We start from the raw sequence: 26,791 nt of genomic DNA on the forward strand, positions 1-26,791 counted from the left end.
TCTCGCCAGAGTTCTATAACTGCTTGAGCGCCGCGAACCAGCCCAGCGCCATCTTGCGGTAGCCGGCGTCGTTCGGATGGAGCTTGTCGGCGAGATCCCGCCCGCGCACCGCGCTCAGATCGACCAGGTGGAACTGCACCCCCGCCGCGGCCACGACGGTCACCACCTGAGCGTTGTACGCATCGGCGCGCTCCTGCCGCACCGCACCGTCGCCGACGTCCCGGTTGCCCACGATCCGCGCCACGAGCACCTGCGCGCCGGGCCGGTCCCGGGCGATCTGCGCGAGGAGACGAGTGAGCACCTGCGGGGCGAAGCGGGCAGCTTCCGGCGTACGCAGATCATTGGTCCCGGCATGAAGAACGACCACATCCGGCCGGTACGCGATCAGCCAGCCGTGCAGACGCTTCGCCAACTGCGTCATGGTCCACCCGGAGTGACCCTCGTGATCGTCGTCGGGCCCGTCCCCCGAGTGCTGGGAGCCCACGAAATCGACGTCCCACCCGGCACCGGCCAGCATGCGGTAGAGATCGGCGCGGTACCCGTCCTCATGCGCGGACCCGGCCCCGGCGGTGATCGAGTCACCGAGCGGCATGACCCTGATCCGGCGCTTGGCCGCGAACGCCGGCTCAGGCACGGCCACCTCCGGATGCGAGGGCGGTGCGGGCGTAGGCGCCGACCGGGTCGGGACCGGTTCCGAACACGCCGTGAGCAGCAGAGCGGTCGTCACCGCCGTCAGCACCCGCACCCTCACCCGCATCATCAGCCCCCGTAGACCCCTTCGGCCCCCTCCCGGAAGAACTGATCAGGATTCACGTTTTTCTGGGCGGACCGGGGACGCCTTCGACACCATTCGATGAAAAATGCGTTCTGCCGGCACGGCGGCCGGGTCGATAATGCTGGGGTGCAGGCACTCGAGATCGCGTGCGACGAGTCCGGGTACGAGGGTGAGAAGCTGATCGACACCACGACCGACGTGTTCGCGCACGCCGGGGTGCGGCTCGGCACCGACGTCGCGGCCGCATGCCTCGCCGAGCTGCGGCGGCGCATCCGCTCCCCCGCGACGGAGTACAAAGCGACACACCTGCTGCGCGAGAAGCACCGCGCCGTGCTCGTCTGGTTTCTCGGGCCGTCGAGCCCGCTGTTCCGCAACGCGCACGTCTACCTGATCGACAAGGTCTACTTCGCGCTCGGCAAGCTCACCGACGTCATGACGAGCGAGCCGGTCGCGGCCGGCCTCGCCGCGGACGGCAGGTCCCGGGCGGCGTCCGATGCCCTCTACCGCGACGGCACCAGCCACGACTTCCTGACCGCGGCGAACACCATGATGCGCGCGCGTGACCGTGCGGACGTGACGGGCCCGGTCGACAGCTTCTTCCGGGTGGCGGGAGCGCTCGGCGGCCTGGACGGTGACGCCACCGGGAGCCGGGCCCAGCAGCGCAATGGCCGCGCCCCGGGGCTCACCGGCGGCGGCGATGGGCCGGGGAACATCCCGGCCATGTGGCAGCCGTTCGGACGTGGAGGCCGCACCGCCGGACGGGCCGGCGCGTTCTCGGGGCGGGAGAAGGCCGTCGCGTTCCGGCAGCGGATGCGGGACGACCCCACCCTCTCCCTGCTCGACCCGCTGACACCCGCGGTGATGCGCGCCGTTGCGCGCTGGGGTGCCGGTGGACGGCCGGTGACGATCGTTCATGACCGGCAGACGATGCTGCCGCAGGAGCGGGTCGCCCGGCTGCAGCGGGAGTTGCGCGCTGCCGGGCTGACGCTGGAACGGGTCGAGCTGGCCGCCGCCGAGTTCGAGGCCCGGGTGCAGCTCGCCGACATCCTCGCCGGCACGGTGCGCAAGATCGCCCAGGACGAGCTGCACGGCTGTGGGGACGGGGAGCTGACGATGCTCGTCCGGCCGTACGTCGATGAGCAGTCGATCTGGGGTGATGACCGCAGCTGGGCGTCGCTGCGCTCGTGAGCGACACGCCCGCCCCGCTTACTTGCTAATGAAAACCGTTGCCAACAAGATGGACAGCGTCGCCGATGGCGGCGGCTGGTTTCTGTTGTGTACCGGAAGGATCCCCATGTCTCTGAACGTTTCCCCCGATCTGTTGTCCGTCGCCGAGCGCGGCGAGGTCTCCGACGGCGAGTTCGTGGAGTGTGTGCGCACGTCCCTGCCGTACGCGTGGCAGGTCGTCAGTTCTGTCATGACCGACCTGGGACGTGACGGCGGTGACTTCGCCGATCACGAGATCCCGCCGCCGACCGAGGCCGAGCGCGGGCAGCTGCTGCGCGCGCTCGCCAGTGATGCCATCCGCGGTGGGCTGGAGCGGCACTTCGGCGCCAAGCTCGCGTTCCAGAACTGCCACCGGGTCGCGGCGTTCAGTTTCTCCGCGGTGGGCGGGGAGCGTCATCAGGCGTTCGTGTCGCCGCGCGGGCAGCTGCTGAACCAGTCCCCCGAGTTGCGTAACTGCTGATCACCCCGGCCTTCCCCCGTCTGCCGGCGGGGGAAGGCCCCGGTCAGGCGTCGCCTTTCCAGGCTTCGCGCAGGTCCTTGCGGGTGTCGCGCCACCATTGCCCGAGCTCGGCGCCCCAGGAACGGAAATCGCCGGCGAGGTCCTTCATCGCGTGCATGTAGCCCGGGTCGTCCATCCGCGCACCGAACGCCTCCGCCGCCGCACAACCCCAGAGCACGGGAATCCCCAGCACGGCGAGCAGGCTCAGCCACCAGAGACCGGTCATGGCGTACGCGAGGAGCAGCGCGACCATCACCACCACCGTGACCGACCCGGCGCGGGTGGCCCGGCGCAGGAGCCACGGCGCCAGGCGCAGGCACCGCCAGGGCACCCGGCCCGCCGGAACGAGCACACGCAGCGCGAACCCCGTCACCACCGCCGCGAACAGACCGGCGAGAATCCGGCCCGGCAGCAGGGCCGCCTCCCAGCGCAGGGCGCACAGGGCCGCGACCAGGACGAGGACGGTGGCCACGGCGAACCAGCGGCGCAGCGCGCTGAGCAGGCTGCGGATCGGCCAGGTCATCGAGATGACGTCCGGGCGGGCGGGGTTCTCGCGGGCGACGTCGCGCAGGGTTCGCAGGGAGCGGCGCACCCGCAGGTGTTCCGCGTCGAGCATCGCGAGCAGCCACCGCCCGTACGCGTCGGTGGGGTCCAGGTCGAGGGCGGCGCGGGCCGCGCGTTCGGCCTCGTCGCGGTTGCCGGCGTCGCGTTCCAGGTCGGCGAGGGTGAGCAGGCCTTCGACCGAGCGCGGGGCCAGGGACAGCCCGTGCTGGGCGGCGGCCCGCGCCTCGTCGTAGCGGCGGGGTGCGGCGAGCGCGCGGGCCAGGACGAAGTGCCCGCCCGGGTCGTGGGGTGCCAGCCGGACCGCTTCCCGCGCCGCGGCGATCGCATCCTTGTCGCGCAGCAGCGACATCAGGGACTCGGCCCGTTCCGCGTGGGCCTCGGCGAGGTGCGGGGCGGCGGCGATCGCGGCGTCGACGGCCCGCAGCGCCGCGGGATAGTCACGCTGCCGGCGCAGCACGAACGCGAGCAGCGTCAGCAGATCGGCGTCGCCCGGCTCCGTCGCCAGGGCGGCCCGCAGCGCACCCTCGGCCTGCTCGTCACGGCCGATCTCGATCAGCTGCCGGGCCTGCCTGTACGCCACACTCACAACATCTTGCGTTTCTTCAGGTACGCGGCCAGGTCGTCGTACTCCCCGCTCTCGTTCCCGAACAGCGCCACCGACCGCGCCGTCGCGAACCACGCGTCCGTCGAGGGCCGCACCTCCTTCACCGCGGCGAGCATGTCCTGCTGCGAGATCATCCGCACCTCACCGGTGGTGATGGCGTCCCGCATCGCGAACTCGGCAGCGGTCTCGCTGACGTGCGCGAGGTCCGCACCGGAGTAGTGGTCCGTCGCCGCGGCCAGTTTGCGCAGGTCGATGCCGGCGATCGGGCGCTCCCGCAGGTGATACTCCAGGATCGCGGCGCGGGCGGCCTGGTCCGGCGGCAGCACCAGCAGCGTGCGGTCGAGACGCCCGGGCCGGCGCAGCGCGGGATCGATGTCCCACGGAGCGTTGGTCGCGGCGAGCACGAATACGCCGTCGTTGTTCCCGTCGACCCCGTCGAGCTCGGTCAGGAGCTGATTGACCAGCGTCCGCATCCCCGACGACCCGAGCTGGCTACGCTTGTGCCCCAGCGCGTCGATCTCGTCGAGGAACAGCACGCAGGGCGAATGGCTGCGAGCCGCGGCGAACAGGTCGTGCAGATTACGCTCGGAACTGCCCATCCACATCGTCAGCACATCGGTGATCGACAGCGAGATGAACGCCGCCCCCATCTCACCGGCGACGGCCCGCGCCAGGAACGTCTTGCCACACCCGGGCGGGCCGTAGAGCAGCAGCCCGCCGCGCAAGCTCTTCCCGAACAACGTCCGCAGCTCAGGGTTGCGCAAGGGCCCGAGGAACGCCAGATCGAGCCGCTTCTTCACCTCCTCCATCCCCCCGACGTCCGCCAGGGTGATCGTCGCCCGCTCGACATCGAACGCCCGGTCATGATCCCCGCGAACCGGCTCATGAACGTCGTCGGATCTGATGGGCGTGCCGGGGTCGGCCGGAGCCTCGGGCGGGGTGAAACGAGGCGGCACGATGCCGTGGAACTCGCCCTCCAACGCATCCCAATCCACGTCGCCAGGCCCACGTCCGCCCGGCGCAGCATCACCCCGCGCAGCATCACCCCGCGCACCGTCACCCCGCGCACCGTCACCCCGCGCAGCATCACCCTGCGCGGGACCGCTCGCGGCAGGTCGCGGCAGGTCGGCGGGATCTGGCGAACCCGTAGCGCCATGCGAGGCGGACGGCACGGGCGGCGTTGCAGGGCCCGGTGCGTCCGCAGGAGATGGTGGGACGGCGGGGGCTGATGGGCCCGGCGGGGTGGTTGAGGTCGGCACCGACAGAGCTTGGGACATGAGGTGCTGGGTGGCGGGGTCGGTGGGGTTCTGGGCGAGCAGGTGGGCGGCGTGCGGGATGGCTTCCGCGGGGCGCTGGGCGGCGACGAGGAGTTCGGCCAGGTGACGGCGCAGGGGGTGGTCGTCCGGCCGGGCTTCGACCGCCGCGGTGAGGCTGTCGATCAGGGCGTCGCTCATGGAACGAAATTATGCCCGCACCGGCTGACACTTTCCGGCGGCTCTCCCCCGGTGGGCCGAGCACCCGGCCTACGGGAGGATCGCGTCGATGTAGCCGCCGTCCACCCGGACCGCGCCGCCGGTGGTCGCGGAGGCGAGGGGGCTGCTGAGATACACGACCATGTTGGCGATCTCGTCCGGTTCGATGAGGCGCTGGAGCAGGGACTGAGGCCGGTGCAGCCGCATGAATTCGCGCTGCGCCTCGTCCCACGGGAGGTTCTTGTCGACCAGCTCGTAGACGAAGTCCTCGACGCCGCCGGTGTGGGTGGGGCCGGCGAGGACGCTGTTGACGGTGACGCCGCTGCCCGCTGCCTCCTTGGCGAAGCCGCGGGAGACGGCCAGCAGGGCCGTTTTGGTCATGCCGTAGTGGATCATTTCGGCGGGGGTGACGACCGCGGAGTCGCTCGCTATGTACTGGATGCGGCCCCAGCCCCGGTCTAGCATGCCGGGCAGATAGGTCCGGGTCAGGCGGATGGCGGAGAGGACGTTGACCTCGAAGTAGCGGCGCCACTGGTCGTCGGTGATCTCCAGGGCGGGCTGGGCGCCGAAGATGCCGAGGTTGTTGATGAGGATGTCGGGGGCGGGGACCGCGGCGACGACGGCCCGGGTGCCCTCGTCGGTCGCGAGGTCGCCGGGGGCGGCGAAAGCGTTGCCGATCTCCAGCGCCACCTTCTCCACCGTGGCGGCGTCGCGGCCGTTGACGGCCACCCGGGCGCCGGCCGCGCTGAGACCGGTGGCGATGGCGCGGCCGATGCCCTGGGTCGATCCGGACACGAGGGCGGTTTTTCCTGTCAGATCCAGTCGCATGTCCCCTACTTTTCCCGGTCCGGTCCTTTGATGCGCGCCGGGGCGGCCGATGAGGATATCTGACACCGAGCAGAGCGAGGAGACGACGAGACCGATGCAGACGTTCGTGGCCAGGGCGACGCAGTTCGCGCGCAACGGGATGGAGCCCATCCTGGCGCTGGTCGCCATCGTGATCCTGCACGGTTTCGGGCTCGTCGGCGGGGCCCCGCTGTGGGCGTTCGTGCTTCTCCAGCTGGGCTGGGCGGCACTGCAGCAGCCGTGGGTGCGCCAGCGGTCCGGGGAGGACCGGTCGATCGGGCTGCAGCTGGTCGTGGCGACCTGCACGATGTATCTGCTCGGCTGGGGTGCGCTGCTCGCCGTCGCACACGTCTACCTGCTGACGGTTCATCTGCGCAGGACCGGTGCGCAGGCCTGGAAGCCGGCCGCCACCGCCAGTGTGCTCTCGCTGGTGGCCGGGCAGGTCGCGGTCTCCGCCGGACTGGTGCACAGCAACCTGGACGTCACGCAGTCGAACGCGCTGGCGCTGCTCGTCGCGATCGCCGCGGTGGCCACCGCGCGCACCCTCGGGCAGTTCGTCGCTCAGCGGGAGCGGGCCGAGGCCGGGGCGCAGCTCAGCGAGGACCGGTTCCGGGCACTGGTACGCGACGGCTCCGAGGTCATCACGATGAGCGACGCCGAGGGCAACGTGTCGTGGGTGAGCCCCGCCGCCGCCGTGGTGATGGGCTACAAGCCCGAGGAGCTGCGCGGCCGGGTCATGAACGGGTTGTTCCACCCCGAGGACGAGGTCGCCTCGATGGAGCTGTTCACCCGGCTGCTCGCCTCGGACAGCACGGTGGAGCACTCGGCCGAGCTGCGGGTGCGGCACGCGAACGGGTCATGGCACTGGCACGAGATCATCTCGCGGAACATGCTCGCGCATCCCGCCGTACACGCCATCGTCAGTCACCAGCGCGACATCACCGAACGCCGGGCCGTGCAGGACCGCATCGCGTACGCCGCCTCGCACGACAGCCTCACCGGGCTGGCTAACGGGCCGACGCTCAAGCGCGACCTCGAACGCGCCCTCGCGCAGGGCACCCGCTACCAGCACCCGGTGGCCATGCTCTTCTGCGACCTGGACGGGTTCAAGTCGGTCAACGACACGTACGGCCACGACGTCGGCGACCGCCTGCTGCAGACGATCAGCACGGTCATCAAGAACATGACCCGCGACACCGACTCGGCCGGCCGGCTGGGCGGCGACGAGTTCGGCGTCGTGCTGACCCGGGTACGCAACTCCGAGGAGGCGCTGAGCGTCGCCCAGCGGGTCATCGACGCGATCACCGGCAACGCCTCGGTCGCCGGACTCAAGCTCGAGATCGGGTGCAGCGTCGGCGTCGCCCTGGCCTACCCGGGCGGCTCGGACGCCAAGACGCTGATGCGCCACGCCGACGCCGCGATGTACCGCTCCAAGCGCCGCGGCCGCAACAACAGCACGGTCTACGTCGAGGAAGAGGTCAGCGCTCCCTGGTCGTGAACCGGGCCGGAGCGGCGGCCCGCATACACGGGCCGCCGTCCGGTGCTCAGAACGTCACGCCGGGGAAGTCCTTTCTCGCCTGCTCGAACTGGGCCCGGGAGAACCCGGAGTTGAACGCCTGCGCTGCCCGGCCGCTCAGGTCCTTGCCCGCGGCGGCGCTGGTGAACAGCACGTACTCGCCGGCGTTCATGCGACGCGTGTAGATGAGGTTGCGGCCGCTGTTCTCCGTACGCGTGGGGAAGTGCTGTGAGAGCAGGCCGAAGTAGCGCTGCATGACCGCCGCGTTGTTGCCGCTGTCGTGCCACAGCGGCAGGAACCAGTCCTTGAACCAGTGCGCGTCCTTCGCCCCGGCCGGCAGGTTGTCCGCGTGCCCGCTGAACAGGGCCTCGGTGCGCTGCGCGTCAGCCGTGCGACCGGTGTTGGCGTAGAAGTCGTAGACGCAGAACTCCGCCCACTTCGAGTCACCCCACACGTCGAAGGCAGGTGATTCGTGTACGCCCTGACTCGAGCCCTCCACCTCGTGGCAAGCCTCGTGCACGATCTCGTCGTGCAGCACCCCGTTGCTCTCGTCCCACCCGGTGTCGCCGACGTCGATCGTGGTCCGGAACCCGGAGTTCGCGTCGAACCGGTTGTTGACCGTGCCGCCGCCGTGCCTGCCCTGGTGGAAGAAGGCCAGCGCGGGCTTGGGCGCACCGAAGTTGGTGCACCCCGGACCGATCGGTGCGGGCAGCTGCCGGTCGACGTCGCACTTGCCGTAGGTCGCCTTGATGTACTTCCACACGTCGGTGACGAACGGCGACACCCACGCGACGTGCGCGGCGGGCAGCGCCTTCAGGTCGTTGTCGAAGTACACCGCCACGTCGGCGTTGCAGGCCGTCCGGGTCAGGGCGTCCCGGTGGTCGGAGATGTAGTCCGTCAGCGTCGCGGGCGCGTCCTGGTGGCAGGAGGCCGCGGGCACGGTGGTCCTGGTCGGGGCCGCAGTGGTCGGGGCCCCTGATGTCGGGGCTGCAGTGGTCGGGGCCGCAGTCGTCGGCGCCACGGTCGTCGGGGCCACGGTCGTCGGGGCCACGGTCGCGGTGGGACTCGGGCCGGCCGGAAGTGGCTGCGAGGCCGCGTACACCTCGAGCTCGTAGATGCGCGCCGCGGTGTCGGCCGTCGACGTGGCCCGGGTGACCGTCAGGCGCACGAACCGGGCCGCGACCGTGGCGATCGGATGCACGGTCACGTCGGCGGTGTTGTTGCTGACCTCGGAGGCCTGCGTGAAGGTTCTGCCATCGGCGCTCACCGCGAGCTCGAAGTCGCGGGTGTTGCGGGCGCGGGGTTCGCCACCGGCGCCGGCGTGCCGGACGATGAGTTTGCCGATCGCGGCCGGGGCACCGAGATCGACGGTCAGTGCCGCGTTGCGCACTCCTGAGCACCACTTGTCGGCCAGCCCGTTGCCGGTCGTGCCGTTGACGGCCGACGCGGGCGCCTCGGCCGGGCGGCACGGCGCGGACCCGGTCGCGGTCTTCCCGCGGGCAAGGTTCGTGCCGTCGCCGTCTTCGGCGTAGGCGCTCTGGATGCCGAGGGCCGCGGCGCCGGCGAGGAGCGCGCCGACCGCCGTGATCAGCAGGGGTTTGCGTGAACGCGAGGGGGATCGATGACGCATGGTCAGCGACGCTAATCCCGCACCGCCCGTACCTCCATTAACTAATCCTTAACACTCCTAACTGATACGTTCTCTGCCCTTTTCTCCGGGATCGACGTGCCCGAGAAGAACGCGATGATGTCCTCAGCCAGCTCGGCCGGTGTCTCCAGAGCGGCAAAGTGACCACCCCGCGCGAACTCCGTCCACCGCTGGACGTTGTGGTTCCGTTCGGCCAGCACCCGGACCGAGCGGACGATGTCGTGCGGCATGACCACCACGCCCATCGGGACGCGGGTGGAGACCGCAGCCGGCCCGGCACTCTCCTTGGTGAGCCGGGCCGAGGACCCGGCAGTCCTCGTGAACCAGTAGATCGACACGGCAGTGAGAATCTCGTCGTCATCCGGGATCGTCGCCGGGTCGGTCCACTCGGTGAACTTCTCGGCGATCCAGGCAAGCTGACCCACCGGGGAATCAGTCAGCGCGTACGCAAGCGTCTGCGGCCGCGTCGCCTGCAGCACCTGATAACCGGGCCGGTTGGCGGCATACCGGGCGGCATGCTCGACCCGCGCCCGATCCTCAGCACCGAGCCCGTCGACAGGCCCGACCGTCGGCAGATACGTGACGTGCACGCCGCTGACCCTCTCGGGCTCCTGCGCCGCCAACGTGCGCACGACCCCCGACCCCCAGTCACCGCCGTGCGCCCCGAACCGCTCATACCCGAGCACACCCATCAGCGACCCGAACGCCCGCGCCACCCGCGTCAGCCCCCACCCGCGCTCCACCGGCCGCCCCGAGAACCCGAACCCGGGAATCGACGGCACCACGAGATGAAACCGCTCCCTGAGCAGCGGAATCACATGCCGGAACTCCGCAAACGTCCCCGGCCACCCATGCACCAGCAACAACGGCTGAGCATCCACACGCTCAGACCGGACGTGCAGGAAGTGCACCTCGAGCCCATCAATCAAAACCACACTCTGCGGGTACGCGTTCAGCGCCCGCTCCTGCACCCGCCAATCAAAATCCGTCGCCCACCGCCGCGCCAATTGCTGAACCCGCCCGAGCGGTATGCCGTAATCCCATCCCCCGCCGTCCACCTCATCGGGCCACCGCGTGCCGGTGAGCCGTCGCCGCAGCTCATCGATCTCGGCCTCGGGCACGTCGATCCGAAATTCGTTCATGCACATAACGTTAGTCGCACTAACGTTAGTAGGTCAAATGATATAGTCCCCGTCGTGGACGATCTCCCCAGCTGGCTCCTGACCCAGACAGCCGCCCAGGCAGGCCGCCTCGTCGCCGCCGAATTCGCCGCGGAAGGCGCCCGCGGCTACCACTACCGACTGCTGCGCTCCCTGATCGACGAGGGCCCCGCCAGCCAGGCAGACCTGGGCCGCCGCACCGGCATCCACTTCAGCGACGTCGTCGCCTCCCTCAACGAACTGACCGAAGGCGGCTGGATCGCCCGCACCCCCGACCCCACCGACCGCCGCCGCAACGTCGTCACCATCACCCCGACCGGCCTCCACCGCGCCGAAGTCCTCGCCGCCCGCGCCGCCGCCGTCCAGGACCACCTCCTGGCACCCCTGTCACCCGAGGAACGAGCCGCCTTCGTCGCCACGCTGACAAAGTTGCTCCACCACCTCAGACCGCATGAGAGCGAGGAGTAGGCGTCACATGGCCGGTCCTACTGCTGGAGTTCTGACACCTGACCCGTTCACGGCGGGCCATCTCAATGAGTTCCACGGCTGGCTCGCGGAGTCACTCACTCCCGATACCGCCGGCAACTCGTGGCTGCTCCGGGAGCCGCGTCGCCTGGGCATGGAGAGCCCGGTGCAGACCGGGCCGATGCTCATCGAGCCGATCGCCTACGAGGGTGAGGACGCCGAGGAGGCGGCATGCATGGAGCGCGCCCTCGGGTTCCCGCCCGGCAGCGAGGTGGTCCTGGCCGCAGCCGTCAACGGCAGGGACGACCACCGCTTTCTCGCCCACCTCGCGGTGGCGATCGCCCGGCGGTACGGGGGCCTCATCGACCTCGGCGGGTGGCTCCCGGTGCCCCCACCACGAGGCGTCTCCGGTCTGGCAGCGCTGGAGTCGGGCGTCGGCCTCCAGGAATGGCAAGACCTCTCGAGGGCAACGATCGCGACCCTGGCCGGCCGCCGGCACGAGATCCCGTACCGCACCGCGGGCGGCGAAGTTTCGATGTCCCATGTCGTCGATGCCGATCTGCTCACCTCGTGGTTACGGCATCCACTGTTCCGCATGGTGAAGTGAAACGACTCGGGCCCGTGCGCCGGGATCGCCACCGATCAGGAAATCCGGTCGAGGCACAGTGGAATTCCGGGCATCATCATGCGATGACTGACGGCAAGCCGGCGATGCAGCCCTTCGGTCACCGGGACACGTTCGCGGTCGAGGTCTGCGGGCTTCCCGCCTATCTCGTGGAGGCCGGGCAGACTCAGGCCTCCCACTTCCGTGTCGTTGACCTCTGGGCGGGCGGCAAACAGCTCACGAGCCACGACAACACCGCTTACACGCCGACGCTCGTCCACCACATGCGGTCGGCCGCCGAGCTGGTCCGGCGGCGGCAGGTCCCCCGGTGCCCGTTTCCCTGGCGGTCGCCCGCGGAAATCTTCCGGCTGCTGAACGCGAACGGGAGCGAGTTCCGGGAGCGATTCTGGCTGTTGAGCCACTGGGACGAAATCCTCGACGACGTGGAGACGTACACCTGGCTCGACGAAGTGCTTGTCATTGCCTGCCGGATCCGTCGGCCGTCCCGTAGCGAGATCTTCGTGGCCCGGGTGCCTCCGGACGAGTTCGTGGCCACCATCGGCGAGGCTGCCCGCCTCCTGGACACCTGAACCGTCGCGTCGGCGTTCGCGGCCACGGACGCACATCGGCGCGGTTTTTCGGTGGCGGCCTCCGGTGTCGTACGGTCATGATGCCGGGGTGAGTAGCAGGTTGCGGGCCATCGCCCGCGAGAGTGTGGCGATCGCGGAACGCGGTGGCTATGCCGGGGTGAGTCTCGGTGATCAAGTGACCAGGTCGGTGGCCGGCACCCGGCTCTACGTCCCGGATGAGGTGATCGCCGAGCCACCGCCGGTCACTGGCGCACCGATCATCCAGGTGACCAACGAGTCGACACTGACAGCCACCCGACGCCTCGGCGGCGACCTCGCCTGCTTGGTCTTCGCCTCGGCGCGTAACCCGGGTGGCGGTTTCCTCAATGGCGCCAAGGCCCAGGAGGAGAGCGTGGCCCGAAGTTCGGCGCTCTACCCGACCCTGCTCGCAGCAGGCGACTTCTACGCCCATCACCGCGCCCGTCCCGAACTGACCTACAGCGACCGGGTGATCTACTCACCGGCCGTACCGGTCTTCCGAAACGATCGCGGCGAGTTGCTCCCGGCCGCATATCCGGTTTCCTTCCTGACCGCAGCGGCCCCCAACCGGGCAGCGATCGCACGCAGCCAGCCCGAGCGGCTGGCCGAGGTGCCCGAGATCCTGGCCCGCAGGGCCCGACGCGTGCTGCGGGTGGCCGCGGCGAACGGCCACCGCCGGCTGGTGCTGGGCGCCTGGGGCTGCGGCGTGTTCGGCAACGACCCGGTCGAGGTGGCGTCCGCTTTCGCCGGGGCACTGAAGGCGAGTCCATGGTTCGAGCAGGTGACCTTCGCGGTCCTCGACCCCGGGCGGGACACCCCGACGTATGCGGCCTTCGCCCGCCTGACCACGACCTGACCACGCCCCGGCTCTCCGTGATCGCCGGGCGCGCACCTGAACGAACCGAAGGTTCGCGACTTCGAGCGCGTCGCTGCCGCCATCGTGGACACGTCGAACCTGCCCGTCGCACCGCAGGGTCCCGGTACGCCCGCGCCTTGACGATGTTCATGCCATGAACTAGTTTAGTTCATGGCATGAACCAGTGAAGGGTGACATGAATGAACACGCAGGTGAACGGCACGATCGCAGTCTTCGGTGCGACGGGACAACAGGGTGGAGCGGTCGTCGACGCGCTGCTGGACCGCGGGGCGCGGGTGCGGGCTCTGGTCCGTGACCCCGAGTCCGGGCGGGCTCAGGCACTGGCCGCCCGCGGTGTCGAGCTGGCGGCCATCCGGATCGACGACCCGGCGTCGCTGGCCGACGCGCTGGCGACGGTCGAGGCGTTCCACTTCATGACCCCGGAGGCGAACAGCCTCGACGAGGTCGAGGCGGAGATCCGCGTCGGCACCGCGCTCGTCGACGCGGCGGTCGCGGCACACGTCCCGCACGTCGTGTTCAACTCGGTCTTCGGGGCGGACCAGGAGACGGGTGTGCCACACCACGACTCGAAACACTGGATCGAGGAGCACCTGGGGAAGTCCGGCCTGAGGGCCACGATGGTCCGCCCGGCCGCTTTCATGGAAGGCTTCGCGAGCGTGATGGCACCGAGCCTGGAGCACGGGAAGATCGTGCTGAGGCTGCCGCTGGCGGAGGACGTCGCCGTGAAAATGATCTCGGTCAGGGACATCGGCCGGATCGCCGCCGCGGTCCTGCTCGACACCGCCGATGCGCCCGGCGGAGCCATCGACCTCGTCGCCGACGAGCTGACAGGCCCCCAGATCGCCGCAGCGTTCGGCGCACGCGCCGGACTCCCGGCACGTTACGAGGCCCTGCCACTGACCGTTCTCCCCAGCGAACTCGACAGGGCAATGTTCCGCCAGTTCGCGCAAGCGGCGGAACACCCAGCGGACCTCGCGGTGGTACGGGCGATCGAGCCGGCCACCCTGGACCTGGCCGAGTGGATCCGGGCCATCGGCTGGACCGTACCCACGAACGCGGTTGCCCCCTGAGCCCCCGTCCGCAAGGAACGCCCAGGCCGGCCTGTCCGCGCCGGGTGTTCGTCGTTAGATGCGGCTCTGCGAATGACGACGGGCACTATCCGCATGCCCCTGTCATGTGAGGTTGAACGACCAGGATGAGCCGCCTCGTCTGGCCGACCCGCCGGGGTGGGTGCCGTTTCGGTCCACCGGCGGGGTCGAGGTGATGAGGTACACCGGCGGCGGTGGCCCGGACGCGCGCCGACGGGCATGTCGCGAAAGATTCGGACGCAGGATGCGGCATCGCCTGACGTCGGCTCACTGGGAACCGCCACCGCCGGCCTGGTGCCCTGAGCCTTTGATCCGTTCGCAGTAGGTGGCGAGGGCGGCAGGATCTGGCCACGGGGCACGAAGTTGCGCCGAAGCCGACTATGCCGCAATCTTCTGCGGCGTCAGTTGTCAAGCGTGGGCCAATCACGTCTGGCCAGGAAACATATGTCCTTCGCCTCGGACGTGATTGGCCGGTTTTGAGGAGAGACACCGCAGAAATTTCTCGGATACCGGTGTCCGGCGCAACATTCAGCCACGCGGCACGGACTGCGGCAACCCGGTCGCGGCCAGTGGGTGGAGCTGGCGGGCTCCGCGACCACTCGGGCGCCGTCATTGGTAAACAAGCCGGACGCACACGGCAAGACGATCCACGCTCAGAACGCCACCAGCGTCAGCTAGGGAAAGGGTGATCCACCCCGCCCGTGATCCGGATGCCTACCGACACCTTCTCCACATGGGGACGCCAGAGGGCAGCTAACCTGCCGATCATGGTGGAGCGGCTGGGATCGCGGCGGGCACACTCGACCCGGACGACGCGTTTGCGTCTCGCCTGTTTCCCGGGGGATGCTCGCCGAGACGGACAAGGCTCTCACCCGATTCGAGGTGGACGTCGCCGACCTGGTCAATCATCGCTGGGAATCGGCGACCGACACGGACATCTTTGCGGTCGTCGAGCGGACGGTGAAGGCGCTCAACGTGGTCAACGCCCGGTTCGACGGAGCAGCGTACGAGACCGAGGAACGTGACCAGCTGTGCGGGTATATCGGGGGGCGGCTGCAGGACGCCGGTATTGATGTGGACGCGCTGGCCGGCCGGCATCGCATGACTCGCCATGTGATCACCGATGAGTGGCGCGAGTGGTAGGTCTACAAGGTGGCCCGTTCTCACAACCGGGGGCGGAGGGCGAGCGCGACCTGCAGCGCCCGGCCGGGGCCGTGGCGCCGCCCTCGCCGTTCCGGATCTCGGAGCGGACGGCCTGGGCGGATCCCCAGGCCACGACCCGGTCGACCGCGACACCCAGCCCGTCCGCAGCCATGGCGCTCGGGTGCCGGCCAGGACGTTCTCGTGGTGCAGGTCGCCGTGCGGCAACACCGAGCGGTCGCCGTTGTGCTCAAAAACGGTCACGCCAGCCACCGTACCCGGCGGTAGGAAGCAAAAGAGCCGCCACGGGGGTGGCGGCTCTTTCTGCTACGGCGACGATCAGGCAGGCCTGCGGTAGGCCGATGGTGTGCCCGGATAATCGATGCCCGCCATGCGGACATGATCACCGGTGTGCGGGGCATGGACGATCTTGCCCCCACCGATGTAGATCGCCACGTGGTGCACCGGGCTGCCGTAGAAGACCAGGTCTCCTACCTGCAGGTTGGCCCGGCTGACGGCTCTGCCGGACTGGACCTGGTCACCCGTGTAGTGGTCGAGGTGAACCCCGACCGCTGCCCAGGCAACCTTGGTCAGGCCCGAGCAGTCATAGCCCGCGCTACCCTCAGCACCGAAGATGTAAGGCTTGCCGATCAGGTCGCAGGCCTTCTGGGCCGCGATGTTGCCCTTCTCCTGCGTGTAGGTCACAGGACAGGGGCCCGTCTTCAGCGGCCCGTCGTCGGCGCCGGTGGCACCGTAGGCCTCGACCCGCAACTTCTGCAGGTCGTCGACCTTTTTCTGGATCTGGTTCTTACGGGTGCCGAGGTCCTTGTCGCGGGCCGCGACGTCATCCGTGAGAGTTTGCAGATCCTGCTGGTCCTTCGCGTACTTGTCGCGCAGCTCGCGCACGCCCGCCACCTGCTCGTCCTGGTGCCGTGCGATCTGGTCGAGATAGAGCAGCTTCTCGGTCAGACCGGTCGGCGATCCCGTGACGACCATCGACTGCAGCGCGCCCGGTGAGCCCCGCATGTACGCGTCGGAAGCCATGCCACCGACCTGTGACATGGCCAGGTCAACTTCGAGCTGGAGGGGCTCCAGCTTGGCGTTGATCTTCTTGAGCTGTGCACGGTTCTTGATGAGCTCGTTGTGCACCTTGTTGTACTGCTCGATGAGCGGCTCGAGCTTGTTCCACTGCTCGTCGATCTGCTTCTCGATGCTCGAGGGCGTCGGCGTCGCGTTTGCCACCCCGGGAACGAGCACGACCCCGATGGCGGCGACGACACAGAGCAGACTGCGCAGAACTGCGGCGCGGGGCGCCCCAATCCGTTTCACGTAGGTGCTGTGTCCTTTCTTCCCTCAGCCGCCGACCGGGTTAGCTGTCGGGTTCGGACGGGAAGCGCGCCCGGCCGCGATGGTGCTGCGGCTTAACCCCGTGAATCATGGGTCCCCGGCTCGTGGTGCACGATTAGGCGGTGACCCGTCAGTTCGCCCGGGTTCGGACGAGGGGGGACCGACGGATCGCGCACCACCGTACTCCCGATCTTCGACAAACAGAACCCGTCGTTAGCATCACTAACTACACGTAACGCCCAGTGACGGACAGTAATTAATGAAGGTTTAAAGGGGCCACGCTGTGAGGGCCCTGTCAAGCCAGGGCACCACGAGGATCACTGTGGGTAGTACCAGCAGCCCGGCGGCCATGGCCGAGGCGAGCACCGTCAGCGCAACGGACCGGGTGTCCGCGCCGGCCAGCCGATCGAGCCGGCGATGACGCTCCACAGTGGCTCCCGACGCGATCTCGTCCGGCACCTCGGGACTGACGGCGTCACTCAGCACCGACAATGCGCTTCGTAGTGGTTCCGCTCCGTTTCGCTGCCTGGCGGCATCGTCAGCGGCCATTTCGAGCAGCAGATGTACGGCGTCGAGCGGCGCACGACTACGCAAAGGCCGCGGCACGGCACGATAGAACGCCGTGAACGATTCCATGACGAGGTCGTGGCGATACCGCAGGTGCGCCTGCTCGTGGGCGATCACGGCGCCGACCTGCGAGCTGTCGAGCACCTGCAGCGCTCCCCCGCTGAGCACCACGCGCGGGCGCCGCCCCGGCAGGCAGTAGGCGAACGGTAGCGGCCCGTCGAGCACACGCAGCCCGTCGGGGACCTCGGCCGGCAACGCTCCGTGGCGCTCGGCGCTGTCGAGCAGGTCGACGAGCATCCGGTGGCGGGCCCGGCGCGTGCGTGAGCGATAGCTCACACCGGCCAGCGAGACGAGCAGCCGAATGATGATCAAGGTGGCGACCGCGAGCGCGGCGATCAGTGCCGCAACGCCGACCGGCTTGCCCGAGCCGAATTCGTCGATGAGCTCCTGCGGGCCGGCCAGCACCACGCCCAGCGCGCAGAGGATGCCGGCGAGGGTGATGCTCTGCCACAACACGATCGCGGCGACCGGCGCACGTCCGGGCCACCGCGCGTGCGCGAGGATCCCGGGCACGGCGAGCGACAGGGTCAGCCCCAGCGCGCCGAGCAGCAGTGCGGTCACGGTCTCCTTTTCGCAGCCTCGATCGCGGCCTCGAGCGCGGACGGGTCGATCCGCCCGACAAAGTGTGCCAGAGCCGCGTCGCGGGCGGCGGCGTCCGGGGCCGTGCCGAGCGCGTCGAGCATGAGCGCCGCGGTCATCTCCTCGCGCGACTGCGCGGGTGCGTAGCGGTAGGCGCGGTCGGCCTTCTGCTGCGTGACCACACCCTTCTTGGCGAGCCGATCAAGAACGGTCATGACCGTGGTGTACGCGAGCCCGCGCTCCCCGCTGAGCCGTTCGTGGACCTGCCGGACGGTCAGCGGCTCCCCCGCGTCCCACAACTGCCGCATGACGTCGCGTTCGAGGTCCCCCAGTGCCATGTGAGCCAGTCTACTGCACAGCGTCGTACTACAAGACGTAGTATCTACTACGAGACGTCGTAGAGGGGGCAACACGTGGACGTGCTCGACCTGACCCGGCTCCAGTTCGCGGTCGTGACGATCTACCACTACTTCTTCGTGCCGCTGTCGATCAGCCTCGCCGCCACCGCGGCCGGGCTGCAACTGACCTGGCTGCGCACGAGGAACGACAAGTACCGCGACCTGACCAAGTTCGTCGGCAAGCTGCTCATCGTCACGTTCGCCGTCGGCGTGGTGACCGGGCTCGTGCAGGAATTCCAGTTCGGCATGGGGTGGAGCAACTTCGCCAAGTTCTACGGCGACGTCTTCGGCCCCACGCTGGCGATCGAGGGGATGCTCGCGTTCTTCCTCGAGGCCACGTTCCTCGCGCTGTGGTACTTCGGCTGGGACCGGCTGCCCCGCAAGGTGCACGCCGCGACCATCGTGATCGTCGCCGTGGGCACCGTACTGTCCGCCTTCATCATCCTTGCCGCCAACTCGTTCATGCAGCACCCGGTGGCGTACTCGATCGACCCGGTCACCGGGCGCGCCCACCTGGACGACTTCGGCGAGCTGCTGCTCAACAAGGTGAACCTGGCGGCGTTCCCGCACACCCTGGCCGGCGCGATCATGGTCGGCGGCTCACTGCTGCTGTCCATCGGCGTGTGGCGCTTCAAGGCCACGGCAGAGGCCGGATTCCGTACGCTCGCCCGGCTCGGTGCCTGGCTGACCGTGCTCGGCGGGGCGTTCACCGCGATCACCGGCGACCACCTCGGCAAGGTCATGACCGAGGTCCAGCCGATGAAGATGGCCGCCGCCGAGGCACTCTACGAGACGACGACCGGCGCGCCGTTCTCCGCGTTCGCGCTGGGCAAACTCGACGGCAGCGAGCCGTACTTCACCGTCGACATCCCTTACCTGCTGTCGATCCTCGCCACCGGCGACCCGCACTCCACCGTGCAGGGCATCAACAACCTGCAGGAGCAGTACACCGCGCAGTACGGCCCGGGCAGCTACATCCCGATGATCCCGGTCGCGTTCTGGGCGTTCCGCCTGATGATCGGCATCGGCATGGCGGCCATGGTGATCGCCGCGTACTACCTCTGGTCGACACGCAGGGGCCGCGAGCCGAAACGCTGGCACGACCGGCAGCTGATCCGGTTCCTGCCGCTGATCCCGCTGCTGCCCGCCGCGGCCAACACGGTCGGCTGGATCTTCACCGAGACCGCCCGCCAGCCCTGGATCGCGTTCGGCATCTCCAAGGTCGCCGACGGCATCTCCCCCGGCCTGACCCGCGCGGAGGTGATCGCGTCGCTGATCGGGTTCGCGCTCATCTACGGCATCGTCGCCGTCGTCTGGTACCGCCTCGTCCGCCACCTCTCCCGGCAGCCCCTCGCCCCATCGAAAGATGAACCCGCGCCGGTTGCCGACGAAGCTCCCGTCTACTAAGGACACCCACGATGATCACACTCTGGTTCTCGCTGCTCGTCCTCTGCTGGGTGCTGTTCTTCGTCCTCGAGGGCTTCGACTTCGGCGTCGGCATCCTGGGCCCCGCCCTCGGCCGTAACGACCACGAACGCGGCGCCGTCGTGCGGACGGTCGGCCCGTTCTGGGACGGCAACGAGGTCTGGCTGGTCGCCGCGATCGGCGTCACCTTCGCCGCGTTCCCCGACTGGTACGCCGCCCTGCTCTCGGCCCTCTACCTGCCCATGGTCGCCATCCTGCTGCTGCTCGCGATCCGCGGCGTCGCCCTGGAGTTCCGCGGCAAGGGCGACGGCACCCGCTGGCGGCAGCTCTGCGACGCGGCCCTGACCGCGAGCTCGGCCGGCATCGTGCTGCTCTGGGGCGCGATCCTCGGCGTCCTCACCCACGGCCTCGCGGTCGGCGCCGACGGCCAGGTCACCGGCACCGGCCTGAGCCGCAGCCTCGGCCCGCTCGCCTCCTGGCCCGCCCTGGCAGGTGCGATCCTCGCGCTGTTCGCGGCCCTCCTGCTCGGTGCGGCGTTCCTCTCACTGCGCACCACCGGACCCGTCCATGTACGCGCACAGCGCGCCACCTTCGCGATAGCGTCCACCGGCACGGCGGTGCTGGCCGTGCTCGGCATCGTCACCGGCTCCTGGCTCATGCTGGCCGCCGCGGCCCTGTCGCTGATCATCACGCTGATCGCCCGCACGGGTCGCGAGATGCTCGCCTTCGCCGGCACAGCAGCCGGGGTGGCCGGCGCGGTGGTCGCGGTGTTCACCCATCACGGCGAGGTGGTCCTGCGCAGCACGCTGAACCCGGCGTGGTCCCTGACGATGACCGGAGCGGCGGCCACCGGCTCGGCCCTGAAACTGATCACCGTCGTGGGCGTCGTCGTGCTCCCCGGCGTACTCGTGTATCAGGCGTTCTCCTACTGGGTGTTCCGCAAGCGGGTGTCGAGCGAACGGGTGCCCTCATGAGCCGCGGGCCGATCGATGCGCGGCTGCTGCGGCATGCGCGCTCCGGGCGTACGGGAATCGGTGTCCTGTCCTTGATCGGGGCAGCGCAAGCCGCCACCACCGTGCTCGTCGCAGTGGCCCTGGCCCGGACGGTCACCGGGCACGACGCGGTCGCCCTGCTCGCCCTCGCCTTCGTCCTGCGCGCGGCACTCACCTGGACCGAGCAGGTCGTCGCGCAGCGCACCGCCGCCCGCGTCATCGGCGAACTCCGGCGCTCGGCCCTCACCGCCACCCTCGCGCACGGCCCGGCCTGGGTGGCGCGCTTCGGCAGCGGCCGGCTGATCGCGGCGCTCACCGGCGGCCTCGACTCCCTGCGCCCCTGGTTCTCCGGATACCTGCCCGCGCTCGTGCTCGGCGTCGCGCTCCCACCCCTGGTGCTCGTCGCGATGGCGCTCGTCGACCCGGCGTCCGCCCTCATCGCGCTGGTCACGCTGCCGCTGCTGCCGGTGCTCGGCGCGCTCATCGGCTGGGCCACCCAGAAACGCGCGGACCAGGCGTGGGCCGCCGACGCGCGCCTCGCCGGCCACTTCCTCGACGTCGTCCGTGGCCTGCCCACCCTGCGTGTGTTCGGCCGCGCGGAACGCCAGACCGCCGTCGTGCGCGACATGACGGAAAAACATCGCATCGCGACCGTACGCGTGTTGCGCGTGGCCTTCCTCTCCTCGACCGCACTGGACCTGGTGGGCACCCTGTCCGTCGGTCTCATCGCCGTCGAGGCGGGCCTGCGCGTCGCGAGCGGCGGCATGCAGCTGGGAGCGGCCCTGCTGGTCATCCTCCTGGCCCCCGAGGCCTACCGGCCGCTGCGTGAGATGGCGGCCCGGTTCCATGCAAGCGCGGACGCAACCGCCGTGATCGGAGACGTGGACGAGGTGCTGATCGACGACACCGGCTACCTTCCCCTGACCGCCGCCTACAGCCCCCGGCCCAGCCTCTTCGCGACCCGGCTGCGGGTGCGCTACGAGGACGCCGCCCACGACGCCCTGGCCCTCGACGCCCTCGCCGTCCGCGACCACGAGATCGTGGCCCTGCACGGCCCGTCCGGCGCGGGCAAGACCACCGCCCTGCGCGTCCTGGCCGGCCTGCACCCGCTGTCCCCCGGCACCGGCACCGGCACCGGCCGCATCGAACTCAACGGCCCCGGCGTCCTCTACCTCCCCCAGCGTCCCGCCCTCCCCCACATCCGCACGGTCGCCGACGTCTTCCCCGGCCTCCCCCCGGCCGACATCCGCACCGCCCTCGCCACGGTCGGCCTCGACACCGAACTCGACCCCGCAACGGTCCTCGGCGAACACGGCTCCGGCATCTCCTCCGGCCAGCGCCAGCGCCTCGCCCTCGCAGCCCTGCTCCGCGCCGCCACCCGCGAACCCCTGGTCCTCCTCCTCGACGAACCCACCGCCCACCTCGACCCCGAATCCGAACGCACCGTCATCGGACTCCTGCGCGAAGCCGCCACCCGAGGCTGCGCCATCCTCGTCGTCGCCCACCGCCCCGCCCTCCTCACCGCCGCCGACCGCACCGTCGAAATCACACCCCCCTCAGCCGTTCCCGCCCCCTCAGTCCTCGCCACTCCCTCAGCCCCGGCCACTCCCTCGGCCCCGGCCGCTGCATCAGGCCTGACCACTGCCTCAGCTCCAGCCGGTCCCTCGGGCTTGGCCGACCACTCGGGCTTGGCCGATCAGTCCGGCTTGGCCGATCAGTCCGGCTTGGCGGTCCCCGCGGACCTGGCCGATCTTTCTTCCCTCCCGGAGTTGCGCGGGACGGCCACCTTGCCGGGCCCGGCGCGACGTTCCCTGGCGTCGGGTGGCGCACAGCCCGCAGAGCGTCCTAGGACAAAGTTGCTGTCGGTGGGGACGGCCGTGGGGCTCGGGGTGGCGTCGTCGCTGGCGGGGATCGTGCTGACGGGGGCGGCCGCCTGGTTGCTCGTCAGGGCGGCGACCCTGCCACCGGTGCTGACCCTGTCGACCGCCGTGGTCCTGGTCCGCGGGTCGGCTGTGGCCCGCCCGTTGCTGCGGTACCTGGAACGGCTGGTGGCGCACGATGTCGCGTTCGCCAGGCTCGCGCAGTGGCGGTCCGGGGTCTACGCGGGACTGATCCCGCGGGTGCCCGGGCCCCGGTTGCGGCGGCGCGGTGACCTGCTCACCCGGATCGCCGACGACGTCGACGCGCGGACGGACGGGTTGCTGCGCGGGCGGCTGCCGATCCTGTCCGCGGCGGTCACCCTGGTGGTCACGGCGGCGGTCGCCGTCGGGGTGACGCCGTGGCTGGTGGTGCCGCTCGGGGTGGGGCTGCTCGTTTCCGCGGTCGCCGCCCCCGCGCTCGCCGGATGGCAGGCCGGCCGGGTCGAGGCCGCGACCGGGCAGGCCCGTGCGGAACTGCGCGACGCGGTTGTCGAGTCGGTCGAGGGCATCGAGGAGCTGGCGGTACGCGGGGACGGGGCGCTGGGCGTACCGGATCGGCGGAGCCGGAAGCTGGAGGACCTCGAAGCGCGGGCGGCGCGCACTGCCGGGTCCGCCGCGGCGCTCAGCCTGCTCGGCTGGGGTTTCGCGGTCGCGGGCACGGCGTTCGTGCTGGCGCGGACGGCCGGGCTCTCCGCCGAGTGGGCCGCGGTCCTGCTGCTTGCCGTCGTGGCCCTCGGCGAGCCGGTCGCCACGCTGCCGGACGCCATGGTCGCCCGCCGCCGGGCTGCCGGTGCCGAGCGCCGCCTCGCCGCCGTCGAGGACGAGCCACCGTCAACTGCCGTCGGGGACGGGCCCCCGTCAGCTGCCGTCGGGAACGGGCCTTCGTCAGCCGCGGTCCGGGAGACACCGGTGTTCCTGGAGTCCGGGGATGTAGTGGTCCGGGGGCTGGTCGCGGGCTGGGACCCGGCGCGGCCGCCGGCGCTGCGCGGCGTCGACCTGGAGGTGCCGCACGGGCGGAGTGCCGCGATTCTCGGGCGGTCCGGTGGGGGCAAATCGACGCTCGCGGCGGTGCTCGCGGGGCTGCTCGACCCGCGTGCCGGGGAGGTGTCGCGGCCCCGGCGGACGATCCTGGTCGGTGACGAGGCGGACCATGTGTTCGCGTCGACCGTGCGGGAGAACCTGCGGCTGGCGGACCGCTCGGCGACGGATGACGCCCTGGCCGCGATGCTGGTCCGCGTCGGCCTGGGTCCGTGGCTGGCGGGGCTGCCGGCCGGGCTGGACACCTGGCTCGGCGCGGGCGGTGGCACGGTCTCGGGCGGCCAGCGTCGCCGGCTCGCCACCGCGCGGGCCCTGCTCGCCGGCCCCGAGCTGCTGGTGCTGGACGAACCGACCGAGGGACTCGACGAGGCCGGCGCGGGCGAGCTGATGGCCGACCTGCTCGGCGCGGCGCAGGGCCGTACCGTCCTCCTGCTCACCCACCGGACCGAGGGCATCGACCTCGTCGACGCCGTGCACGAGCTGCGCGACGGCCGGCTGACGCCCGCGCCCGAGACCGCCGGGGTCAGGCAGTGACCGTCCTGAGGCCGAGTGCCGCCTCGCGGATGGCGGTGTGGCACTCGGGCATGCCGGTGAAGTGGATCGTGCGCAGACCGACGGCCTTCGCCGCCTCGATGTTGTCCAGGCGGTCGTCGACGAAGATGACGTCGGCCGGGTCCTCGCCGAGGACGGCGACCGCGCGGGTGTAGATGGCCGGGTCGGGTTTGATCATTTCCAGGTCCGCGCTGTAGAGGCGGTGGGCGAAGGGCTTCAGGGAGGCGTGCCGGTCCAGCTCCCTGGCCAGCTCACGCGGTGCGTTCGACAACAACGAGACGGGTACGCCCGCCGCGTGCACGTCGTCGAGCATGCTCATCGTGTCCTGGTTCAGGTCCAGCCAGCTGGAGACGTCGCGCTCCACGAGGTGGCAGAGGCGCTGGCCGCCCGGCGGGGCGCCGAGCACGTCCGTCCAGTAGGCGAGGGCGCTCAGGCCGCGGTCGTACTCCGGGCGGCATTCCCAGTAACGCTCGGTGAACTCGGCCATCGGGATGCCCGCGGCCAGGGCCATCGACATCAGGTCGGTACGGGACTGGTCGGCGCTGATCACGTTGCCGAAGTCCATCAGGAGATGCGTCATGCGCCCTGCCTCGCGATCGTGGTCGTGGTGGGGGTGGCGGTCATGGCGGTGAGCAGATCCGCTGCGGGCAGTGGCTTGGCGTACAGGTAGCCCTGCCCGCGGGTGCAGCCGAGGGTCTGCAGTTCGAGGGCCTGGTCGGTGGTTTCGATGCCCTCGGCGATGGTGGTCAGGTGCAGGACCTGGGCGAGGCGGATGACGGCTTCGGCGATGGCGCGGCCCTCGGGTGTGCCGTTCAGTTCCGCCACGAACGCGCGGTCGATCTTGAGGATGTCGACGGGCAGGCGGGTGAGGTATTGCAGGGAGGAGTAGCCCGTACCGAAATCGTCGATCGCGACCCGGATGCCGTGCTCCCGCAGCGCCTGCAACGTCGGGGCGTGCGTGTCGTCGACCAGCGCGGACTCGGTGATCTCCAGGACCAGTCGCGAGGGCGCGGTCGCGGTGCGGTGCAGGATCGACAGGACGTCATGGACCAGGGTGGGGTCCTGCAACTGCCGCGGCGACAGGTTCACGGACATATAACTGCCGGCGGGCCGTACGGTTAGGGCCTGCTCCAGAACCCACAACCCCATCCGGGTGATCATTGCCGTGCGTTCAGCCAGCGGGATGAACCGCACCGGGCTGATCGGGCCGCGGGTGGGGTGTTCCCAGCGCAGCAACGCCTCCGCCCCGACGGCCCCGCCGGTGGTCATGTCGACGATCGGCTGATAGACGACGTGGAGCTCGCCGCGGTCGAGGGCGTGCTGGAGGTCCTCGGCGAGGGCGGCGTCCTCGGCGCGGCGGTCCGTCATCGCGGGGTCGTAGGTCGTCCAGCCGTGGGTTCCCGCGCGCTTGGCGTGATACATGGCCAGGTCCGCGCGGCGCATCAGATCCTTGACCGTGTCCTGCCCGGCGGCCGCGCAGGTCAGGCCGATCGACGCACGGATCGGCACGACGTCGTCGTCGAGCGGCACCGACGGGGTGAGCAGCAGGCGCCCGGCGATCGACCGGGCGTCGTCGGTGGCGCCGGGGAGCCAGATGGCGAATTCGTCGCCGCCGATGCGGGCGCAGGTGTCGGTGTGGCGTACGGATGCGCGCAGGTGGTGGGCGAAGGTGGTGAGCATGTGGTCGCCGGCGGGGTGGCCGTAGGCGTCGTTGACGAGTTTGAAGCCGTCGAGGTCGATGAGCATGAGGGTGCCGTGTTCGTGGCGGCGCAGGCTGCGGGTGATGGCGTTGTCGAGGCCGGTGCGGTTGGCGAGGCCGGTGAGGACGTCGGAGACGATCAGGTCGCGGCTGTCGCGCAGCGAGATCACCTGGCGGAACAGCACAGCCGCGGTCATCACGATCAGCCCGAGCACCAGTCCGCCCCAGGGCAGCAGGTCGTTCTCGCGTACGGTCACGGCCAGCAGCAACGTGCCGCCCACCGCGACCGCCGCGATCGGCAGGTGCAGCGACCACGCCGGGATCCGGGCCGACGCGGCGACCGGCTTGGGCGGCACGGCGTCGAACCGCAGCGCCGACACCGTCATCAGCAGCGAGCCCATGACGAGGAAAGCGGTCGCGACCGACGAGTTGGTGTCACCGCCGTGCGCGTAGAGACCCCACCAGAGCGCGTCGCCGCCGAGGTAGCAGGTGATACCGGTGACGAAGAACGTGAGCGGGCTCGACACGCTCGAGATCGTCCCGCGCAGCAGCACGACGCTCACCGCCACCATGAGCAGCAGGTCACCGATCGGATAGCCGATCAGGGCGATCCACTCCGTGGAGGGTGTCCTGGCGCTGACCGTCGGAACGACCACGAAATACCAGACGACCATGAATCCGGCGCCCAGCACGGTGACGGCCTCCGCCGCGAACGCCAGCCGCTGGCGCCCGGCCATCCGCCGGGCCGGTGCGAACACCAGACCCGCCGCGAGCAGGACGAACATCGCGAGCCGCCCGAGCGTGGAAGCCCACCAGAACCCCTGGCCACCGCTGACCGACCAGCACGTCATCATCAGCCCGACCACCAGCGAGCACAGCCGCCCACCCGCCACGATCTGCCACGCCGACACCTCGCCGCGGCGGCCCGCACGAACACTCGCCACAACCCCGAGAGCGTCAAGAACCAGGACCGACACCCCCAGCACGTACGGCCGGAGCCCCGCGTTCGCCATGGACAGGACCACGCCGGCGGCGACAACCACGATCAACACCCAGGACGCGCGTGTACGCCACTCTCGTCCACCCATGCCCATGCACCTTGTGATCGGCCGGGAGCACGGG

The 26,791-nt window shown here is 70.3% G+C and carries 23 protein-coding genes and 1 riboswitch; of the genes, 12 read left to right on the forward strand and 11 right to left on the reverse strand.

What is annotated here, in order from left to right; translation table 11 throughout:
* Positions 1–13: 13 nt before the first annotated feature.
* Positions 14–760 carry a GDSL-type esterase/lipase family protein gene (locus tag Aco04nite_RS21150; RefSeq protein WP_212998973.1) on the reverse strand — a complete coding sequence of 249 codons (747 nt, stop codon included), beginning with the start codon at positions 758–760 and terminating at the stop codon, positions 14–16.
* A 141-nt stretch (positions 761–901) separates the two neighbouring features.
* Here Aco04nite_RS21150 and Aco04nite_RS21155 point away from each other — a divergent pair, with 141 nt between their 5' ends.
* A complete protein-coding gene (locus Aco04nite_RS21155; RefSeq protein WP_212998974.1) occupies positions 902–1,963 on the forward strand; it encodes a hypothetical protein in 1,062 nt (353 codons plus the stop codon).
* Between the two features lie 106 nt (positions 1,964–2,069).
* A complete protein-coding gene (locus Aco04nite_RS21160; protein ID WP_212998975.1) occupies positions 2,070–2,462 on the forward strand; it encodes an SCO5389 family protein in 393 nt (130 codons plus the stop codon).
* Positions 2,463–2,505: 43 nt separating this feature from the next.
* Here Aco04nite_RS21160 and Aco04nite_RS21165 read toward each other — a convergent pair whose 3' ends face one another.
* From Aco04nite_RS21165 to Aco04nite_RS21175, 3 genes are all read right to left on the reverse strand, one after another.
* On the reverse strand, positions 2,506–3,645 hold the full coding sequence (locus Aco04nite_RS21165; RefSeq protein WP_212998976.1) for a tetratricopeptide repeat protein: 1,140 nt from the start codon (positions 3,643–3,645) through the stop codon (positions 2,506–2,508).
* A 2-nt stretch (positions 3,646–3,647) separates the two neighbouring features.
* On the reverse strand, positions 3,648–5,123 hold the full coding sequence (locus tag Aco04nite_RS21170; protein WP_212998977.1) for an ATP-binding protein: 1,476 nt from the start codon (positions 5,121–5,123) through the stop codon (positions 3,648–3,650).
* Positions 5,124–5,192: 69 nt separating this feature from the next.
* Positions 5,193–5,969 (reverse strand): SDR family NAD(P)-dependent oxidoreductase, encoded by a 777-nt coding sequence (locus Aco04nite_RS21175; protein ID WP_212998978.1) that lies wholly within the window; start codon positions 5,967–5,969, stop codon positions 5,193–5,195.
* Between the two features lie 49 nt (positions 5,970–6,018).
* Between Aco04nite_RS21175 and Aco04nite_RS21180 the strand changes: the two genes are divergently transcribed.
* The gene (locus Aco04nite_RS21180) at positions 6,019–7,485 is read left to right on the forward strand and encodes a sensor domain-containing diguanylate cyclase (RefSeq protein ID WP_212998979.1); all 1,467 of its coding nucleotides are present in this window, start codon (positions 6,019–6,021) and stop codon (positions 7,483–7,485) included.
* Positions 7,486–7,531: 46 nt separating this feature from the next.
* Here the strand turns inward: Aco04nite_RS21180 and Aco04nite_RS21185 are convergent, their stop codons facing one another.
* Together Aco04nite_RS21185 and Aco04nite_RS21190 are read right to left on the reverse strand one after the other, a co-directional pair.
* A complete protein-coding gene (locus Aco04nite_RS21185) occupies positions 7,532–9,133 on the reverse strand; it encodes a discoidin domain-containing protein (protein WP_212998980.1) in 1,602 nt (533 codons plus the stop codon).
* Positions 9,134–9,174: 41 nt separating this feature from the next.
* Complete coding sequence (locus tag Aco04nite_RS21190) at positions 9,175–10,293, reverse strand: epoxide hydrolase family protein (RefSeq protein WP_212998981.1); 1,119 nt, start codon at positions 10,291–10,293, stop codon at positions 9,175–9,177.
* Positions 10,294–10,347: 54 nt separating this feature from the next.
* Here Aco04nite_RS21190 and Aco04nite_RS21195 point away from each other — a divergent pair, with 54 nt between their 5' ends.
* The 6 genes from Aco04nite_RS21195 (at position 10,348) to Aco04nite_RS21220 (ending at position 15,096) form a co-directional block, all read left to right on the forward strand.
* Positions 10,348–10,779 carry a MarR family winged helix-turn-helix transcriptional regulator gene (locus Aco04nite_RS21195; RefSeq protein ID WP_212998982.1) on the forward strand — a complete coding sequence of 144 codons (432 nt, stop codon included), beginning with the start codon at positions 10,348–10,350 and terminating at the stop codon, positions 10,777–10,779.
* A gap of 7 nt (positions 10,780–10,786) precedes the next feature.
* Entirely contained in the window at positions 10,787–11,383 is a 597-nt protein-coding gene (locus Aco04nite_RS21200; protein ID WP_212998983.1) for a DUF6368 family protein, read from the forward strand.
* An 83-nt stretch (positions 11,384–11,466) separates the two neighbouring features.
* Positions 11,467–11,970 carry a hypothetical protein gene (locus Aco04nite_RS21205; protein WP_212998984.1) on the forward strand — a complete coding sequence of 168 codons (504 nt, stop codon included), beginning with the start codon at positions 11,467–11,469 and terminating at the stop codon, positions 11,968–11,970.
* Between the two features lie 88 nt (positions 11,971–12,058).
* Entirely contained in the window at positions 12,059–12,844 is a 786-nt protein-coding gene (locus tag Aco04nite_RS21210; protein ID WP_212998985.1) for a TIGR02452 family protein, read from the forward strand.
* 200 nt (positions 12,845–13,044) lie between these two features.
* A complete protein-coding gene (locus Aco04nite_RS21215; RefSeq protein WP_244876162.1) occupies positions 13,045–13,935 on the forward strand; it encodes an NmrA/HSCARG family protein in 891 nt (296 codons plus the stop codon).
* Positions 13,936–14,796: 861 nt separating this feature from the next.
* Entirely contained in the window at positions 14,797–15,096 is a 300-nt protein-coding gene (locus Aco04nite_RS21220) for a hypothetical protein (RefSeq protein ID WP_212998986.1), read from the forward strand.
* Positions 15,097–15,432: 336 nt separating this feature from the next.
* On the opposite strand, the gene Aco04nite_RS21225 is transcribed toward Aco04nite_RS21220, so the two are convergent.
* From Aco04nite_RS21225 to Aco04nite_RS21235, 3 genes are all read right to left on the reverse strand, one after another.
* Positions 15,433–16,422 carry a C40 family peptidase gene (locus Aco04nite_RS21225; RefSeq protein ID WP_212998987.1) on the reverse strand — a complete coding sequence of 330 codons (990 nt, stop codon included), beginning with the start codon at positions 16,420–16,422 and terminating at the stop codon, positions 15,433–15,435.
* 14 nt (positions 16,423–16,436) lie between these two features.
* Positions 16,437–16,572, reverse strand: a riboswitch (cyclic di-AMP (ydaO/yuaA leader).
* A 135-nt stretch (positions 16,573–16,707) separates the two neighbouring features.
* On the reverse strand, positions 16,708–17,628 hold the full coding sequence (locus tag Aco04nite_RS21230; protein WP_212998988.1) for a M56 family metallopeptidase: 921 nt from the start codon (positions 17,626–17,628) through the stop codon (positions 16,708–16,710).
* Entirely contained in the window at positions 17,625–17,984 is a 360-nt protein-coding gene (locus Aco04nite_RS21235; protein ID WP_275411715.1) for a BlaI/MecI/CopY family transcriptional regulator, read from the reverse strand. The genes Aco04nite_RS21230 and Aco04nite_RS21235 overlap by 4 nt, the downstream gene beginning before the upstream one ends.
* A 75-nt stretch (positions 17,985–18,059) precedes the next feature.
* Here Aco04nite_RS21235 and Aco04nite_RS21240 point away from each other — a divergent pair, with 75 nt between their 5' ends.
* Genes Aco04nite_RS21240 through cydC form a run of 3 tightly spaced genes read left to right on the forward strand, consistent with a single transcriptional unit; the run spans position 18,060 to position 23,952 of the window.
* The gene (locus Aco04nite_RS21240) at positions 18,060–19,451 is read left to right on the forward strand and encodes a cytochrome ubiquinol oxidase subunit I (RefSeq protein ID WP_212998989.1); all 1,392 of its coding nucleotides are present in this window, start codon (positions 18,060–18,062) and stop codon (positions 19,449–19,451) included.
* An 11-nt stretch (positions 19,452–19,462) separates the two neighbouring features.
* The gene (gene cydB, locus Aco04nite_RS21245; RefSeq protein ID WP_212998990.1) at positions 19,463–20,443 is read left to right on the forward strand and encodes a cytochrome d ubiquinol oxidase subunit II; all 981 of its coding nucleotides are present in this window, start codon (positions 19,463–19,465) and stop codon (positions 20,441–20,443) included.
* Positions 20,440–23,952, forward strand: a complete 3,513-nt coding sequence (cydC, locus tag Aco04nite_RS21250) for a thiol reductant ABC exporter subunit CydC (RefSeq protein ID WP_212998991.1) — start codon at positions 20,440–20,442, stop codon at positions 23,950–23,952. Before cydB ends, cydC begins: the two co-directional genes overlap by 4 nt.
* Here cydC and Aco04nite_RS21255 read toward each other — a convergent pair.
* Entirely contained in the window at positions 23,942–24,550 is a 609-nt protein-coding gene (locus Aco04nite_RS21255) for an HAD-IA family hydrolase (protein WP_212998992.1), read from the reverse strand. The genes cydC and Aco04nite_RS21255 overlap by 11 nt on opposite strands.
* Positions 24,547–26,757, reverse strand: a complete 2,211-nt coding sequence (locus Aco04nite_RS21260) for a putative bifunctional diguanylate cyclase/phosphodiesterase (RefSeq protein WP_244876163.1) — start codon at positions 26,755–26,757, stop codon at positions 24,547–24,549. The genes Aco04nite_RS21255 and Aco04nite_RS21260 overlap by 4 nt, the downstream gene beginning before the upstream one ends.
* Between the last annotated feature and the right edge of the window lie 34 nt (positions 26,758–26,791).

The sequence above is a fragment of the Winogradskya consettensis genome, assembly GCF_018332715.1.
Lineage (GTDB): Bacteria > Actinomycetota > Actinomycetes > Mycobacteriales > Micromonosporaceae > Actinoplanes > Actinoplanes consettensis.

Bases quoted from the DNA above. Each gene is read 5' to 3' on its own strand.
- Aco04nite_RS21200 (WP_212998983.1), top strand. From the start codon at position 10,787: ATGGCCGGTCCTACTGCTGGAGTTCTGACACCTGACCCGTTCACGGCG.
- Aco04nite_RS21255 (WP_212998992.1), bottom strand. From the start codon at position 24,550: ATGACGCATCTCCTGATGGACTTCGGCAACGTGATCAGCGCCGACCAG.
- Aco04nite_RS21170 (WP_212998977.1), bottom strand. From the start codon at position 5,123: ATGAGCGACGCCCTGATCGACAGCCTCACCGCGGCGGTCGAAGCCCGG.
- Aco04nite_RS21205 (WP_212998984.1), top strand. From the start codon at position 11,467: ATGACTGACGGCAAGCCGGCGATGCAGCCCTTCGGTCACCGGGACACG.
- cydC (WP_212998991.1), top strand. From the start codon at position 20,440: ATGAGCCGCGGGCCGATCGATGCGCGGCTGCTGCGGCATGCGCGCTCC.
- Aco04nite_RS21175 (WP_212998978.1), bottom strand. From the start codon at position 5,969: ATGCGACTGGATCTGACAGGAAAAACCGCCCTCGTGTCCGGATCGACC.
- Aco04nite_RS21215 (WP_244876162.1), top strand. From the start codon at position 13,045: ATGAACACGCAGGTGAACGGCACGATCGCAGTCTTCGGTGCGACGGGA.
- Aco04nite_RS21260 (WP_244876163.1), bottom strand. From the start codon at position 26,757: ATGGGTGGACGAGAGTGGCGTACACGCGCGTCCTGGGTGTTGATCGTG.
- Aco04nite_RS21220 (WP_212998986.1), top strand. From the start codon at position 14,797: ATGCTCGCCGAGACGGACAAGGCTCTCACCCGATTCGAGGTGGACGTC.
- cydB (WP_212998990.1), top strand. From the start codon at position 19,463: ATGATCACACTCTGGTTCTCGCTGCTCGTCCTCTGCTGGGTGCTGTTC.
- Aco04nite_RS21160 (WP_212998975.1), top strand. From the start codon at position 2,070: ATGTCTCTGAACGTTTCCCCCGATCTGTTGTCCGTCGCCGAGCGCGGC.
- Aco04nite_RS21235 (WP_275411715.1), bottom strand. From the start codon at position 17,984: ATGGCACTGGGGGACCTCGAACGCGACGTCATGCGGCAGTTGTGGGAC.
- Aco04nite_RS21190 (WP_212998981.1), bottom strand. From the start codon at position 10,293: ATGAACGAATTTCGGATCGACGTGCCCGAGGCCGAGATCGATGAGCTG.
- Aco04nite_RS21180 (WP_212998979.1), top strand. From the start codon at position 6,019: ATGAGGATATCTGACACCGAGCAGAGCGAGGAGACGACGAGACCGATG.
- Aco04nite_RS21185 (WP_212998980.1), bottom strand. From the start codon at position 9,133: ATGCGTCATCGATCCCCCTCGCGTTCACGCAAACCCCTGCTGATCACG.
- Aco04nite_RS21150 (WP_212998973.1), bottom strand. From the start codon at position 760: ATGATGCGGGTGAGGGTGCGGGTGCTGACGGCGGTGACGACCGCTCTG.